This is a genomic window from Thermus sp. H19.2 (assembly GCF_054979525.1).
On sequence record NZ_CM143429.1, the window covers coordinates 2104153 to 2120194 of the forward strand.

General features: G+C 68.2%; 10 protein-coding genes. 5 read left to right on the forward strand and 5 right to left on the reverse strand.

The window, feature by feature from the left end:
• Positions 1-7 precede the first annotated feature (7 nt).
• From coxB to pgi, 4 genes are all read right to left on the reverse strand, one after another.
• Positions 8-1021, reverse strand: a complete 1014-nt coding sequence (coxB, locus tag ACY5J6_RS11415; protein ID WP_462845258.1) for a cytochrome c oxidase subunit II — start codon at positions 1019-1021, stop codon at positions 8-10.
• Positions 1022-1032: 11 nt separating this feature from the next.
• Positions 1033-2850 carry a heme o synthase gene (locus ACY5J6_RS11420; protein WP_462845259.1) on the reverse strand — a complete coding sequence of 606 codons (1818 nt, stop codon included), beginning with the start codon at positions 2848-2850 and terminating at the stop codon, positions 1033-1035.
• A 189-nt stretch (positions 2851-3039) separates the two neighbouring features.
• Entirely contained in the window at positions 3040-4629 is a 1590-nt protein-coding gene (pckA, locus tag ACY5J6_RS11425; protein ID WP_462845260.1) for a phosphoenolpyruvate carboxykinase (ATP), read from the reverse strand.
• 43 nt (positions 4630-4672) lie between these two features.
• Positions 4673-5938: a glucose-6-phosphate isomerase gene (gene pgi, locus ACY5J6_RS11430; protein ID WP_462845261.1), complete on the reverse strand. Its 1266-nt coding sequence runs from the start codon at positions 5936-5938 to the stop codon at positions 4673-4675.
• 125 nt (positions 5939-6063) lie between these two features.
• On the opposite strand from pgi, the gene ACY5J6_RS11435 reads away from it, so the two are divergent.
• From ACY5J6_RS11435 to groL, 5 genes are all read left to right on the forward strand, one after another.
• Entirely contained in the window at positions 6064-7011 is a 948-nt protein-coding gene (locus tag ACY5J6_RS11435; protein WP_462845262.1) for a DUF4129 domain-containing protein, read from the forward strand.
• A 4-nt stretch (positions 7012-7015) separates the two neighbouring features.
• Positions 7016-9262 carry a GNAT family N-acetyltransferase gene (locus tag ACY5J6_RS11440; RefSeq protein ID WP_462845263.1) on the forward strand — a complete coding sequence of 749 codons (2247 nt, stop codon included), beginning with the start codon at positions 7016-7018 and terminating at the stop codon, positions 9260-9262.
• Positions 9250-10017, forward strand: coding sequence for a TrmH family RNA methyltransferase (locus ACY5J6_RS11445; RefSeq protein WP_462845264.1), 768 nt, complete (start codon positions 9250-9252; stop codon positions 10015-10017). Before ACY5J6_RS11440 ends, ACY5J6_RS11445 begins: the two co-directional genes overlap by 13 nt.
• Before the next feature lie 96 nt (positions 10018-10113).
• Positions 10114-10419 carry a co-chaperone GroES gene (groES, locus tag ACY5J6_RS11450; protein WP_054638118.1) on the forward strand — a complete coding sequence of 102 codons (306 nt, stop codon included), beginning with the start codon at positions 10114-10116 and terminating at the stop codon, positions 10417-10419.
• Between the two features lie 11 nt (positions 10420-10430).
• Complete coding sequence (gene groL, locus ACY5J6_RS11455) at positions 10431-12062, forward strand: chaperonin GroEL (RefSeq protein ID WP_462845265.1); 1632 nt, start codon at positions 10431-10433, stop codon at positions 12060-12062.
• A 313-nt stretch (positions 12063-12375) separates the two neighbouring features.
• Here the strand turns inward: groL and dnaE are convergent, their stop codons facing one another.
• On the reverse strand, positions 12376-16041 hold the full coding sequence (dnaE, locus tag ACY5J6_RS11460) for a DNA polymerase III subunit alpha (protein ID WP_462845266.1): 3666 nt from the start codon (positions 16039-16041) through the stop codon (positions 12376-12378).
• Position 16042 lies beyond the last annotated feature (1 nt).

Genomic DNA, 16042 nt, shown 5'->3' on the forward strand with positions numbered 1-16042 from the left:
TAACCTCCTAGAACTTGGGAAGGGCCTTGAAGTCCACGCCCTCCACCTTCAGGCCCTCGAGGTAGCGCACCAAGGCGTCCAGTTCGCCTTCGGAAAGCTGAGGGAAGCCGGGCATCTTCGCCCCGGGCTTCAGGGCGGTGGGATCCTTGATCCAGGCCTTGAGGTTTTCCGGGGTGTTCTCCACGATGCCCGCCGCCAGACTGGTGCGGTTTCCGAAAAGCCCCAGCTCGGGTCCGATGACCGCAGGGGGCATGCTCCGGGCCACGCCGTGGCAAGCCGCGCAGTTCTGCTGGAAGACTTCTTGCCCCTTGGCGTCGGCCACCGGGGCTGGGGAGGCCTTGGCCGCCTCCACGAAGCGGTCAAACTCCTCCTTGGGGAGGACCACCACGCGGAAGAGCATGCGGGAGTGGCTTGGCCCACAGAGTTCGGCGCAGAAGCCGTAGTAGTTGCCGGGCTCCTTGGGGGTGAAGTGAAGAAGAGTCTTTTGTCCCGGAATGGCGTCCCGCTTGCCGGCAAGCCCCGGCACCCAGAAGGAGTGGATCACGTCCTTGGAGGTGATCTCCAGCTCCACGGGCACCCCGGCGGGGAGGATGAGCTCGTTGGAGTTTCTAAAGCCGAGCTCAGGGTAGTTAAAGTCCCACCAGAACTGGTAGCCCGTGACCTCCACCTTGAGGCTGCCGGGGATGGGCCGGTTCACCTGGACGAGGGCCTTGGCCGTGAGGCCGAAGAGGACCAGGATGATGGCCAAGGGGATCAGGGTCCAGACCACCTCGAGGCGGTCGTTCCCGTGGATCTGGGGAGGCTCCCCTTCCTGGCCCGGCTTCGCCCGGAACTTGAGGACCACATAGGCCAGGGCCCCGGCCACCACCAGGAAGACCAAGAAGGAGAAGAAGTAGACCCAGGGGTAGAGGAAGGCCACCTCCTGGTTGTAAGAACCACCGGGATGGGTGATGGCCACCCGGTGGGCCTCCTGGGCCAGGGCCAAACCCCCTAGACTGAGCGCCGCAAAACCTCTCTTCATCCACTCCCTCCCTATACCACCCGATCCACCGCCATGGCCGCGAAGAGGAGGGCCAGGTAGAGCATGGAGTATTTATACAGCGAAACCGCCGTCCTCCGCTCGGGCTGGCGGTAGAGGGCAAGGCTCTTAAAGATAAGCAAGCCGTTAAGGAAGAGGCTCGCCACCAGGTACAAAAGGCCGAGCTCCCCCAGGGCCAAGGGCATGAGGGAGATGAGGGCGGTGAGGAGGGCGTAGAGGGCGATCTGCATCACCGTCACCCGCTCGCCCAAGACCACGGGGAGCATGGGCACCCCCACCGCCCGGTAATCCTCCTGGATCATGAGGGCCAGGGCCCAGAAGTGCACCGGGGTCCAAAAGAAGATGAGGGCGAAGAGGTACCAGGCGAAGAGGCTGAGCTCCCCGGTCACCGCCGCCCAGCCCACCAGGGGCGGGAAGGCCCCGGCGGCCCCGCCGATGACGATGTTCTGCCAGGTGCGCCGCTTGAGGTAGAGGGTGTAGACCAGCACGTACCAGATGAGGCCCATCAGGGCCAGGGTGGCGGCGAGGAGGTTCGCCCCCCAAAAGAGGACGGCGAACCCTAAGACGGCAAGGGCCAAGGCGAAGAGGAGGGCGTCCCGGCTGGAGACCCTCTGGGTCACGGTGGGCCTCTTGGCGGTCCGCTTCATGCGGGCGTCGATGTCGCGGTCCACCACCATGTTGATGGCGTTGGCCGCCCCCGCCATCATGTACCCTCCTAGGGCCACCACCAAGAAGAGCTCGAGGCCGGGCCAGCCCCGGGCGGCGATGAAGGTGGCGAAAAGGGCGGTGAAGAGGAGGAGGCTGATGACCCTGGGCTTGGTGAGGGCCAGGTAGTCCCGCCAGGTGGCCCCGCCCGTGCCCCGGTGGACCTCCGCCCCCCCTTCCCCCAGCTCCACCCGCCTCGCCCCCCGCGCCAAGGCGGAGGCGGCGAGGAGGACGAAGAGGAGCCACACGGCGTAGGCCAGGAAGAGGTGCAGGATCTGCATAAAGACCGGGGCCTTGAGGAGCACGTTCAAAAGCCCCGCCAGAAGCTGCGCCCCGTAGAGGTAGGCCAGGGCGTGGGCCAGCCGCCGGGTGAGGGAGGAGGGGCGCAGATGGGCCACCAGATACCCGGCGAAGACCACGTAAAGCCCCACGCTCACGGCGATCAAGGGGTGGAGGACCCTGAGGCGCACCAGGAAGTGCTCTCCCGGGGTCAAGGAGCGCTCCAGGGCCTCGAGGGTGTTCCGCACCGGGAAGAGGAGGTCGCCCAAGGCGGTGACCGCCCCGCTCATTCCCAGGAAGAGGAGGGCAAGAAGCCCAAGGAGAAGGGCGAGGCCCACGGCTCCCTGCCCCTTTAGGCGCAAGGGCGCCCCCCCGGAGGCCCACCAGGCGGTGAGGGCCAAGGCGGCCAGGAGGAAGTAGGTGTTGGCCAGGTGGACCATCTGGACCACGGCCCGCTCGGGGCTCACGTTGTGGGCCGTCCAGCCGAAGAGAACCAGGGAGGCCCCCACCAGGCTCTCCGTGACCATGAAGAAGAGGGCAAGCCCGGCGCCGAAGCGGGCCGGGTGCCCCTTGGGGAGGAAGCGGAGAGCGAGAAGGAAAAGGCCCAACACCGAGAGAAAGGCGAGCCCCGAGGTGGCCCGGTGGGTGAACTCGATGAGGGTCTCCACCTGGGGCGCGCGGGGGAGGATCTCCCCGTTGCAGGTGGGCCAGTGGGAACCGCACCCGGCCCCCGCCCCCGTGGCCCGCACGTAGGCCCCCCAAAGGGCCACCAGCACGTTCCAGAGGAGCACCCCCCAGGCGTAGCGGCTAAGCGAGGTCTGGCTCATAGAAAACCCGTCCCCCAGACGGTAACGCCTACCATTCTGCCAAAGGAACCCCAAAGGAGGCAAAGTACATTTGTCCCTTCCGTTTCCACCAGTTAGGAGCCTAATACCCCCGGCCCCTATTTGGCAAGGCCCGGGCCTGGCCTAAGTACCCCGCCGCGGCTTTCGCCGCGGCGGGAGCGCGCCTCAAAACTACCCTACCCGGGGCCCCGCCTGGCGCACGGCTTCCGAGACCCCGTCGGCGTACTTCTGGAAGTTTTCCTGAAAGAGCGCCGCAAGCTTTTGCGCCTGGCGGTCGTAGGCCTCCTTGTCCGCCCAGGTTTCCCGGGGATCCAAAAGCTCTTTGGGGACCCCGGGGGCCTCGAGGGGCACCTCAAAGCCGAAGAAGGGGTCCTTCCGGTAGGCCACCCCCTCCAGGGCCCCGGTGAGGGCCGCCCTCAGGAGGGCCCGGGTCACGGATAGGGGGAAGCGGTGCCCTACCCCGTAGGGCCCCCCGGTCCAGCCGGTGTTCACCAGGTAGACCCGGGGACCGTGCCTCTTGATCTTTTCCCCCAGCATTCCGGCGTAAACCCCGGGGTGCATGGGCAAGAAGGGCGCCCCGAAGCAGGCGGAGAAGGTGGCCCTGGGCTCGGTGATGCCCCTTTCCGTCCCCGCCACCCGGGCGGTGTATCCGGAGAGGAAGTAGTACATGGCCTGTTCCGGGCTTAGGCGGGCGATGGGGGGAAGGACCCCGTAGGCGTCCGCCGAGAGGAAGAAGATGGCCCTGGGGTGCCCCGCCATCCCCGACTCCACCACGTTCTCCAGGTGGGCGATGGGGTAGGAGGAGCGGGTGTTTTCGGTCTTGGAGTCGTCGTCCCACTCCACCCGGCGGCTTTCCGGGTTCACCACCACGTTTTCCAGGATCGCCTCAAACTGGTTGGAGGCCCGGTAGATGAGGGGCTCGTGCTCCGGGGAGAGGCGGATCACCTTGGCGTAGCACCCGCCCTCAAAGTTGAAGACCCCCTCCTCGCTCCAGCCGTGCTCATCGTCGCCGATGAGGGGGCGCTCGGGGTCGGTGGAGAGGGTGGTCTTGCCGGTGCCGGAAAGGCCAAAGAAGACCGCCACGTCCCCGTCCTTCCCCACGTTGGCCGAGGCGTGCATGGGGAAGACCCCCCGCTTGGGCATGAGGTAGTTCATGACGGTGAAGATGCTCTTCTTGATCTCCCCGGCGTACTTGGTGCCCACGATGAGGACAAGCCTCCTCTGGAAGCTGATGCCCACGAAGACCTCGCTCCTCGTCCCGTCCCGCTCGGGGTCCGCCTGGAAGTGGGGGGCGTGGACCACGGTGAAGCCCGGCTGGAAGCGCTCCGCCTCGTCGTCCTCGGGGAAGCGGCGGGGCAGGAGGAACATGTTGCGGGCGAAGAGGGCGTGCCAGGGGCTTTCCGTCACCACCCGCACCCCCAGGCGGTAGCGCCGATCCGCCCCGGCGTAGAGGTCCTGGACGTAAAGGTCCCGCTCGGAGAGGTACTGGACCACCCGCTGGTAGAGGGCCTGGAAGGCCTCCGGGGAAAAGGGCTGGTTCACCTCGCCCCACCAGATCTCCCCCTCCACCTCGGGCTCCCGCACCACGAACTTGTCCTTAGGGCTTCTCCCCGTGTAGGGGGTGGTGTCCACCACCAAGGGCCCCTTGTGGGCCAGGAAACCCTCTCCCCGGGCCAGGGTGTGCTCCACCAGGATGGGAGAGGCGGTGTTCCAGAAAACCTGCTTTTTCGGCGTTATACCCAGATAGCTCAGGCGGTCCATAAGGCCCTCCTCCCGCCTATCATAAGGGATTTCCACGCTTCCATTAGCCCTCCCCGTAGCCGGGGCGGCCGAGGAGGGCGAAGGTGAGGCGCTTGCCCAGCTCTACCCCGGGCTGGTCAAAGGCGTTTACCTCCCAAAGCTCCCCCAGGAAGGCGGTCTGCCACATGAGGTGCTGCATGAGCCAGCCCACGGCGTAGGGGGAGATCTCGGGGAAGAAGAGGGCGTAGACCCTCTGCCCCGCCTCGGCCAAGGCTTGGTAGGTGGCCTCGGCCTCCGCCTTCAGGAGCTGGAAGAGGGTCTTGCCGAAGAGGTAGGAGGCGGCCTCGAGGCCCTCCACTTCCGGGATCTCCACGTCCTCGAGGGAGGCCTCGGGGATGACCAGGGCGAGGAGCTTGTCCAGGGGGCCCTCGCGGAAGAGCTGGACCTGGGCGTGCTGGTCCTTGGGGCCCAGGGCGGGGACCGCGGTGGTGCCCACCCTTTGGCCTTGGCGGTCCACCTTCCCCAAGGACTCGTCGTGAAGCTGGACGAACCAGCTGGGGAGGTGGCTTAGCCTCTCCGAGTAGACCATGAAGACGTGGACGGGGAGGTGGCGGTGGAGGTGGAGGAGGAGGGCGGTCTTCAGGGGAAGGCTCTCCTCGAGGGGGGCGAGGGCGGTCTCGTTGGCCTTACGGGCCCCCATGAGGAGGGCGTCCAGGTCGGCGCCGGCGAAGGCCAGGGGCAGAAGCCCCACGGGGGAGAGAACGGAGAAGCGCCCGCCCACCTCGGGGGGGATGGCGAAGGCCTTGAGCCCCTCCCGCTCGGCGAAGGCCCGCAAGGGGCCCTCCTTGGGGTCGGTGGTCACCACCAGGTGCCGCCGCCAGGCCTCCCCCAGGTGCGCCCTAAGCCACTTCAGGAAGACGGCGAGGCCCGCCAGGGTCTCCGCCGTGGACCCCGACTTGGAGACGGCGTTCACCAGGGTCTTCCTGGGGTCCAGGGTTCGGAGGAGCCTGAGGACGGGCTCGGGCTCCACGTGGTCCAGGTAGTGGAAGCGCACCCCGCTCTCGTTGAAGGCGGCCTCGAGGGCCTTGGGCCCCAGGGCGCTTCCCCCGATGCCGATGAGGACGAAGTCCTCCACCCAGGGGTTCGCCTCCCGGTAGCGGCGGACCTCCCTTAGGGTCTCCGTGTCCTCGGGGAGGTCCATCCAGCCGAGCATGCTCCCGGGGGTCTTGCGCTTGGCGAGGAGGCGCCCCCGGGCCTCTTCCAAAAGGGAGGCGTGCTGGCGCAGGGCCTCGGGAAAGCCCTCTAGGAAGCGGATGTCCAGCCGGAGCATGGAGTGCAGTTTACACCCTTGCGGAGCTTCCTCTACCGGAGAAAACTAGGCCTTAGCCCACGCCCGTTCGGGCGCCCAGGCAGAAAGGAGGGCACCTTCTGAGGTACGCCTTATTCGGCTTTCTCTTGGGCTGGGCCCTTCTCCTCCTGGCCCTGGGGACCGGCCTTCCCGCCCTTCTCGGCCCTCCCCTCCTCCTCCTCGGGCGGAGGCTTTACCCGGAGGGCTTCCTGTGGCTCGCCTTCCTGCCGGGCTTCCTCCACGCCCCCCAGGCGGGCTGGCCCCTTCTTTGGGCCAAGACCTCCTTGGCCCTTCTCCTCTTCGGGCTCTACCTGGGCCGGGAGAAGGGCCTCTGGACGACCCTTTGGCTCCTCCCCTTGGCCCTTTACCTAGGACCTTGGGGCCTCGGCCTCTTGGGCCTCCTCCACGGGTTCCACCTCCTGGCCCGGGCGGAGGGGGTGGGGCTCAGGCCCCTCCTTCCCCTTCTCCTCGCCGCCTTGGGGTTCGGGCTCGGCCACCTCTCCGTGCCGGGCCTCCCGGCGCTTTCCCTTTCCGCCCCCGCGCCCACCCTCCGGGCAAATCCCGGGGAGGCCGGGGGGGCGGAAGGAGGCACGGTCTACGCGCCCCCCGAGGAGGGCTTTCCCCTCTGGGTGGAGGTGGTGGACCGCCTCCTGGCCTACGCCTTTCCCCTGGCCCTCCTTCTCCTCTTCTCCCTGGGGGTCCTCCTTTGGGGACGGGGGCGCAAGGGCCTCCCCCTCTTCCGCGGCCTCCACCTCCTCCCCCTCCTCCTCGCCCTGCCCCTCCTCCTCGGCCTCTTCTTCCTGCTGGGAAGCCTGGGGGGCGGGGAGGGGGCTGGAGGCCAAGGGGGAAGCCCTCCCTCGCCTTCGCTCCCACCCCAGGGCCCCGTGGAGAGGGTGCCCGGGCCCAGGGCCCTGGGGGAGGTGGGGGTGGCCTTGGCCGGGCTTTCCGCCCTCTTCACCCTGGCCCTCCTCCTCGCCCTGGCCCGCTTCCTCCGAGGGCGGGAGGGGGTGCGGCTTAAGGTGGTGCGGGGGCACGAGCCCTTTGGGGGAAAATGAGGGCATGGGCTACGTCCCGCCCCCCACCCCCCAGCACGGCCTCGAGGAGGGCCCCGTCCTCCTCAAGGACGGGCGCACCGCCCTCCTCCGCAGGGCCTCCAAAAAGGACCTCCCCCTTTTCGTGGAGTTCCTGAGGCGCCTTTCCCCCACCTCCTTGCGCATGCGCTTCTTCTCCCCCATCTCCCCGGAGAAGGCCGCCGAGCTCCTTCTCTCGGCTAAGCCCGAGGAGGAGAAGGTGACCTTGGTGGTCCTCCTGGGGGAGCCCCCCAGGATCGTGGCCACCGGGGAGTACGTGCGCGTCAAGGGGGAGGACACCGCCGAGGTGGCCTTCCTGGTGGACGACGCCTACCAGGGGAAGGGCCTCGGCACCCTCCTCCTGGAAAGGCTCGCCCTCCTCGCCGCCAAGCGGGGGGTGCGCCGCTTCCAGGCCTTCGTCTTGGCGGAGAACAAGCAGATGCTGAGCGTCTTCCAGGAAAGCGGCTTCCGCGTCCGGGCCCACCGGGAGGGGGGGGAGGTGGAGGTGGAGTTTGAGATCCTCATGGAGGAGGAGACGGCCCGGCGCTTTGAGTGGCGGGAGAAGGTCTCCACCCTGGCCAGCCTCCACCCCTTCTTCTTCCCCCGGGGGGTGGGGGTGGTGGGGGCGAGCCGCGACCCGGAGAGCATCGGCTACCGCGTCCTGGAAAACCTCATCTTCGGCCGCTTCCAGGGGCCGGTCTTCCCGGTGAACGAGGCCATCGGGAAGGAGGGGGGCACGGTGGGGCCCCTCCTCGCCTACCCTGGCCTCGAGGCGGTGCCGGGCCCGGTGGACCTCGTGGTGGTGGCCGTGCCCAAGGAGCGGGTCCCGGAGGCCCTCGAGGCCGGGGGGCGCCGGGGAGCGCGGGGGGCCATCGTCCTCACCACGGGCTTCACCCAGCAAGAGGCCCAGGCCCTGGCGGACAAGGCGAGGCGGCTAGGGATGCGCCTTTTGGGCCCGGGCTCCTTGGGCTTCGTCCACACCCACCCGGGGGTGCGCCTGGCGGCGGGCCTTGCCCCCTTGCCCAAGGAAGGCCCCCTGGCCCTCTCCAGCCAGTCGGGCACCCTGGGACGGGCGGTCATGGCCTACGCCGAGGGCATGGGCCTGGGGATCTCCAGCTTCGCCTCCTTGGGGGCCAAGGCGGACATCTCCTCCAACGACCTCCTGCAGTTCTGGGAGGAGGACGAACGCACCGGGGTCATCCTCTTGTACCTGGAAAGCTTCGGCAACCCCCGGCGCTTCTCCCGCCTGGCCCGCAGGATCGGGAAGAAAAAGCCCATCCTGGCGGTCCACCCCTCCCGCGACCCCCTGGTGCGCACCCTCTTCGCTCAGGCGGGGGTGGTGCGGGCCAACAGCCTGGAGGAGGCCTTTGACGTGGCGGCCCTCTTCGCCCTGGGGCGCCTTCCGGAGAACGGGCGGGTGTGCCTGGTCTCCAACGCCTCCGGCCCTTCCAACCTGGCCCTCGAGGCCCTGAAGGAAGGGGGCCTGGAGGTGGAGCACGTGGACCTGGGCTCGGAGGCCCGGGAGGAGGACTTCCGTAACGCCCTGGAAGAGGCCCTTAGGGGAGAGGCGGGAAGCGTCCTTCTCCTTTACGTGCCCATGGGCTTTGCCCGGGAAGAGGCGGTGGTGCGCCTGGTCCAGGAGGCCAGGGCGGAAAAGCTCCTCCTCGCCTGCTTCATGGGCCAGGAGGGGCCCCGGGCAAGGCTTCTGGGCCAGGCGGTCCTCTACCGCTTCCCCGAGTCGGCGGCCATCGCCCTCGCCCGGGCCTGGGCTTACCGGCGGTGGCGGGAGGAACCCCTCCTCTTCCCCGACTTCCAAGACCTAAGGCTGGAGGAGGCCCGGAGGCTCCTGGAAGGGAAAAGGGCCCTGAAGCCCGAGGAGGCCGAGGCCCTCTTACGGGCCTTCGGCCTGCCCCTGGGAAGGGAAGACGGCCTCCACCTCAAGCTCCACGCCGCCCCCCACCCCCTCTTCGGCCCCGTCCTCACCCTCCTCCTCCCTACCCCCCTGGGGGACCAGACCCTGGGCCTCCGCCTCACCCCCCTCACGGAAGGGGACGCCCGGGAGCTCCTGAGGCCCCTGGAGGGCCATGGGGACCCGGGGCCCTACCGGGAGATCGTCCTCCGGGTTTCCCGCCTGCTGGAGGAGTTCCCCCAGGTGGAAACCTTAGAGCTGGAGCTCCAAGGTCCCAGGGTGGCCCGCCACCTCCTGGTTCTGGCGGAGGGCGCATGGAGATCCTGAGCCCCAAGAACCCCCGGGTGAAGGCCTGGGCGGCCCTGAAGGAGCGCAAGGAGCGTGAAAGGACGGGGCTTTTCCTGGTGGAGGGAAGGCGCGAGGTGGAAAGGGCCCTCGAGGCCGGGCTGGAGCCCGTGGCCCTGCTCCTTGGGCCCAAGGCGGGCCCGGAAGCCATCCCCTCGGGGAAGGCCGAGGTGGTGCGCCTGGGGGAGGCCGCTTTGGAGCGGGTATCCACCCGGGAGAACCCGGCCCAGGTCCTGGGGGTCTTCCGCATCCCCCGGAAGGACCTCTCCCGGGTGCCCCTTCCTCCCCATCCCCTGGTCCTGGTCCTTCTGGGGGTGGAAAAGCCGGGGAACCTAGGGGCCATCCTACGGAGCGCCGATGGGGCCGGGGCGGACCTCGTCCTGGTGGCCGAGGGGGTGGACCTCTTTAGCCCTCAGGTCATCCGCAACTCCACAGGGACGGTCTTCTCCCTCCCCGTCTTCCCGCTCCCCCAAGAAGAGGCGGCCCGCTTCCTGGAGGAGAAGGGCCTCTTCCTGGTGGCCGCTACCCCTCAAGGGGAGAAGGTCTACTGGGAGGAGGACTACCGCAAGGGGGTGGCCTTCCTCCTGGGCGCAGAGGACGAGGGCCTTCCCCCAGGGTGGCTGGCCCGGGCCCACACCCGGGTGCGCGTCCCCATGCGGGGGGTGGCGGACAGCCTCAACGTCTCCGTCACCGCCGCCCTCCTCCTCTACGAGGCCCTGCGCCAGCGCTCCTTATAAGGGTCCCCTCAACCCCCTTGACAAAGGCCCACCCGGGCAGAATAATGACCCTTGGTTGACACTCTCGCCCTTTGAGCGTCAAAGGAGGGAGTGCGTATGGCTGCGGAGGTGAAGACGGTGATCAAGCCCCTAGGCGACCGGGTCGTGGTGAAGCGGATCGAAGAGGAGCCCAAGACCAAGGGCGGCATCGTCCTGCCGGACACCGCCAAGGAGAAGCCCCAGAAGGGCAAGGTGATCGCGGTGGGCACGGGCCGCGTCTTGGAGAACGGCCAGAAGGTGCCCCTCGAGGTCAAGGAGGGGGACATCGTGGTCTTCGCCAAGTACGGCGGCACCGAGATCGAGATCGACGGCGAGGAGTACGTGATCCTCTCCGAGCGCGACCTCTTGGCGGTCCTGCAGTAAGGAGGTGAACCATGGCGAAGATCCTGGTATTTGACGAGGCGGCCCGTCGGGCGCTGGAACGCGGCGTGAACGCGGTGGCCGATGCGGTGAAGGTGACCCTTGGCCCCCGGGGCCGGAACGTGGTCCTGGAGAAGAAGTTCGGCTCCCCCACCATCACCAAGGACGGGGTGACGGTGGCCAAGGAGATTGAGCTGGAGAACCACCTGGAGAACATCGGGGCCCAGCTCCTCAAGGAGGTGGCCTCCAAGACCAATGACGTGGCCGGGGACGGGACCACCACCGCCACCGTATTGGCCCAGGCCATCGTGCGGGAGGGCCTGAAGAACGTGGCCGCCGGGGCCAACCCCCTCGCCCTGAAGCGGGGCATCGAGAAGGCGGTGGAGGCCGCGGTGGAGAAGATCAAGGCCCTGGCCATCCCCGTGGAGGACCGGAAGGCCATCGAGGAGGTGGCCACCATCTCCGCCAACGACCCCGACGTCGGCAAGCTCATCGCCGACGCCATGGAGAAGGTGGGGAAGGAGGGGATCATCACCGTTGAGGAGTCCAAGAGCCTGGAGACCGAGCTGAAGTTCGTGGAGGGGTACCAGTTCGACAAGGGGTACATCTCCCCCTACTTCGTCACCAACCCCGAGGCCATGGAGGCGGTCCTGGAGGACGCCTTCATCCTCATCGTGGAGAAGAAGGTCTCCAACGTGCGTGAGCTCCTCCCCATCCTGGAGCAGGTGGCCCAGACCGGCAAGCCCCTCCTCCTCATCGCCGAGGACGTGGAGGGCGAGGCCCTCGCCACCCTGGTGGTGAACAAGCTCCGGGGCACCCTGAACGTGGCCGCGGTGAAGGCCCCCGGCTTCGGTGACCGCCGCAAGGAGATGCTCAAGGACATCGCGGCCGTCACCGGCGGCACCGTGATCTCCGAGGAGCTCGGCTTCAAGCTGGAGAACGCCACCCTCTCCATGCTGGGCCGGGCCGAGCGGGTGCGCATCACCAAGGACGAGACCACCATCGTGGGCGGCAAGGGCAAGAAGGAGGACATCGAGGCCCGGATCAACGGCATCAAGAAGGAGCTGGAGACCACCGACAGCGAGTACGCCAAGGAGAAGCTCCAGGAGCGCCTGGCCAAGCTGGCGGGCGGGGTGGCCGTGATCCGGGTGGGCGCCGCCACCGAGACCGAGCTCAAGGAGAAGAAGCACCGCTTTGAGGACGCCTTGAACGCCACCCGGGCGGCGGTGGAAGAGGGCATCGTCCCGGGCGGCGGCGTGGCCCTGCTTCGGGCCATCAGCGCCGTGGAGGAGCTCACCGCCAAGCTGGAAGGGGATGAGGCCACCGGGGCCAAGATCGTCCGCCGCGCCCTGGAGGAGCCCGCCCGCCAGATCGCCGAAAACGCCGGCTACGAGGGCTCCGTGGTGGTGCAGCGCATCCTTTCCGAAACCAAGAACCTCCGCCTGGGCTTCAACGCCGCCACCGGGGAGTACGTGGACATGGTGGAGGCCGGGATCGTGGACCCCGCCAAGGTGACCCGCTCCGCCCTGCAGAACGCCTCCTCCATCGGCGCCCTCATCCTCACCACCGAGGCGGTGGTGGCCGAGAAGCCCGAGAAGAAGGAGTCCACCCCCACTCCCGCGGGCGCCGGGGACATGGACTTCTAATACCACCCCACGCTGGCCTACGCCAGCGTGGGGGCCCCGGTACCATGCCTGGGCTTGGACAAAGGGTTCACGCATAGGCCGCTGGAGGCCAAGGGGCCGGGCAAGCCCGGCCCCTTTTTATACCACCCCATGCTGGCTTGGGCCAGCATGGGGGCCCCGGTCCAAAAGGCCCGCAGGGCTTCCGCACTCGGGCTTAGGCGAAAGATTCACGCCAAAGGGGTATTACGCACCTCCGTTTCGCAGCGTGGGCGCCTGAACCCGGGCCAGGAGAAGGCTCTCTTGGGGCCCCCACCGCGGTGGGGTACTTCGGGCCCTAAAAGGGCACCGCCTCTTCCCTTCCTCCTCCATTCCCCCCTTCCAGGAAGGCCTCCCGGTCGGGCAGGAGGTAGGCCCGGAACCCCTCGGCCTCGAGGGCCCCCAAGGCGCCCTCCCCCACCCGGGCCTCCCGGAGGGCGAAGAGGGCCTCCCCGAAGGGACCCTGGACCCGCACGTAGAGGGGCAGGGGCCCGGGGTGCTCGTCCAGGAGGCTCTTGAGGAGGGCCACCCCCTTTTCGTCCAAGAGGGCGTGGTCCACCTCCACCTCCAAGGCCCTAGGGGCCTCCGCCACCTCCTCGTAGGTCCACACCGCCTGGGCGATGACCCGAAGCCCGCCTTCCTCCCGCTCCACCTCGGCCAGGACCAGGAGGGGAGTGTCCTCCTTGAGCTTGGGGGAGACCCCCTCGTAGGCCCGGCCAAAGGCCACCGCCTCCAGCGCCCCGGTCTCGTCGGAGAGGGTGAAGCGGGCCATCATGCCCCCCGAGCGGGTGGGTTTGCGCACCACGTCCTCCACCATCCCCGCCAGGAGGACCCGGGAACGGGGAGGAAGCCCCCGGACGAAGTCTTCCAGCTCCTCCAGGATGCAGCTCGCCGCTTCCCTCAGGCCCGGGTAGCGGAGCACGGGATGGCCGGAAACGTAGATGCCCAAGGCCTCCTTCTCGTAGCGGAGCCGGGTGATCTCGTCCAGAGGCTCCGCCTCCAGGAGGGGCGGCTCCTCCACCTCGGCGAAAAGCCCCCACATCCCCGAGCGCTCCCGTTCCCGGACCCCCGCGGCCCAGCGGAGCAGGGGGTCCAAGGAGGCGAGGAGCCGGGCCCGGTCCCCGAAGGCGTCCATGGCCCCCGCCTTGATGAGGGACTCCAGGGTGCGCTTGTTCACCACCTTTTCGTCCAGGCGCTTGAGGAAGTCCCCAAGGCTCTTAAAGGGGCCGCCCCGCTCCCGTTCCTCGAGGATGGCCAAGGCCGCCCCCTCCCCCACGTTCTTCACCGCCGAAAGCCCAAAGAGGATCTCCTCCCCCACCACCTTGAAGTCAAAGCCCGAGCGGTTGATGTCGGGAGGAAGGACCTCTATGCCCATGGCCCGGGCGTCCCGGATGTACTCCGCCACCTTGTCGGAATCCTGCCGCTCCACGGAGAGGAGGGCGGCCATGAACTCCACGGGGTAGTGGGCCTTCACGTAAGCCGTCTGGTAGGAAAGGAGGCTGTAGGCCGCTGCATGGCTCTTGTTAAAGCCATAGTTGGCGAAGGCCTCCAGCGTGTCAAAGAGGCGGTTGGCCTCCTCCTCGGGCACACCCCTTTCCTTGGCCCCCCGGACGAAGCGCTCCCGGTGCTTCTGCATCTCCTCCAGCTTCTTCTTCCCCATGGCCCGGCGGAGAAGGTCCGCCTCCCCCAAGGAGTACCCCGCCACGGCCGAGGCGATCTGCATGATCTGCTCCTGGTAGACGGGGATGCCGTAGGTCTCGTCCAGGATGGGCCTCAGGTACTTCTCGGCGTGGGGGAACTCGCCGTAGCTCACGGGCTCCAGCCCGTGGTGGCGGCGGATGTAGGTAGGGATGTGCTCCATGGGGCCCGGGCGGTAAAGGGAGACCAGGGCGATGATGTCCTCCACGCGCCTGGGCTTTAGCCCCCGCACCGTGGCCGTCATCCCTCCCGACTCCAGTTGGAAGACCCCCTTGGTCTCCCCGCGGGAAAGGAGGGCGAAGGTCTTGGGGTCGTCCAGGGGGAGGGCGTCGTAGTCCAGCTCCACCCCCCGGGACTCCTTGACGATGCGCTTGGCCTCGTCTAGGAAGGTGAGGGTGCGGAGGCCCAGGAAGTCCATCTTCAAAAGCCCCAAGGCCTCCACCGCCCCCATGTCGTACTGGGTCACGGGCCGCCCCTCCTGGTCCCGCATGAGGGGGACGAGGTCCGTGAGGGGCTCGGCGGCGATCACCACCCCGGCGGCGTGGACGGAGGCGTGGCGGTTCAGGCCCTCCAGGCGCATGGCCACCTCGAGGACCTCCCGCACCTTGGGGTCCTTCTCCATCTCCGCCCTAAGCTCCGGCACCGCCTGGATGGCCTCCTGGAGGGGCTTGGGCTTGCCGAACTGCACGGGGATGAGCTTGGCCAGCTCCTCCGCCTTCTTGTGGGGGATGCCGTAGACCCGGGCCACGTCCTTGAGGGCGGCCTTGGAGGCAAGGCTTCCCAGGGTGCCGATCTGGGCCACCTTGTCCTCGCCGTAGCGCTCCCGCACGTACCCGATCACCCGGTCCCTTTCCCGGTCGGAGAAGTCGGTGTCGATGTCGGGCATGGAGACCCGCTCCGGGTTCAGGAAGCGCTCAAAGAGGAGGCCGAAGCGCAGGGGGTCGATGTTGGTGATCCCCACGGCGTAGGCCACCAGGCTCCCGGCGGCGCTCCCCCTGCCGGGCCCCACGGAGACGCCGTTTTTCCGGGCCCAGTTGATGTAGTCCTGCACGATGAGGAAGTAGCCGGGAAAGCCCATGCGCTCTATCACGGAAAGCTCGTAGAGGGCCCGGTGGAGGATGGCCTCCGCCCCCCACTCCCGCACCCCTTCCAAGGGGGGAAGCCCGGCCCTCAGACCCGCCCAGGCCCCCTCCTCCACCTGGGCCAAGGCCTCGGCCAAGGCCTCCCCGTCCCCGTGGGGCGGGAGCTTCCCGAGCCTCCGGAAGACCTCCCGGTAGAAGCCCTCGGTGATGCGGTCCGGGTAGCGGCGGAGGAGGCCCTTGAAGGTGAGCTCCCTGAGGTACTGGGCCTCGGTCCGCCCCTCGGGGAGGGGAAAGCGGGGGATGCGGTAGACCATCCGGTCCCCGATGGGGAGGTCCACGTTGCAGAGGCGGGCGATCTCCACGGTGTTGTCAAAGGGCTCGTCCCCCCACTCCGCCTCGGGGAGCATGGCCCGCATCTCCTCGGGGGTCTTCACGTAGAACTCGTCGCAGGGGAAGCGCCAGCGCTCGGGGTCGTCCAGGGTGCTCTTGGACTGGATGGCGAGGAGGACCTCGTGGGCGCGGGCGTCCTCCTTCCTCACGTAGTGGCCGTCGTTGGTGGCCACCATCCCCAGGCCGTACTTTTTGGCGAACTCCTTGAGGACCTCGTTGACCTTCTTTTGCTCAGGGAGGCCGTGGTTCTGGATCTCGATGAAGAAGCGGTCCTTGAAGATGGAGAGGTACTCCTCTAGGCGGGCCTCCGCCAGGTCCAGACGGTCCTGGAGGATGAACTGGGGGATCTCCGCCCCGAGGCACCCCGAGAGGGCGATGAGGCCCTCGGCGTGCTCGCGCAGGATCTCCCGGTCGATGCGGGGCTTCTCGTAAAAGCCCTCCAGGTAAGCCCGGCTCGCCAGGCGCACCAGGTTCTGGTACCCCGTGAAGTCCTTGGCGAGGAGGGTGAGGTGGAAGTAGCCCCCGTCCAAGCCCTTGCCCCGCTTGCGGTCAAAGCGGCTTTCCGCCGCCACGTAGGCCTCGTAGCCCAGGATGGGCTTGATGCCCATTTCGGTGGCCTTCTTGTAGAACTCCACGGCCCCGAAGAGGTTGCCGTGGTCGGTCATGGCCAAGGCGGGGTCCTCGGGGGTCGTTTCCTTGACCCACTTGAGGAGGTCGGAAAGCTTGGCCGCCCCGTCCAGGAGGGAGAACTGGGTGTGCTGGTGGAGGTGGGCGAAGCGGAGCTTGCGGCCCATG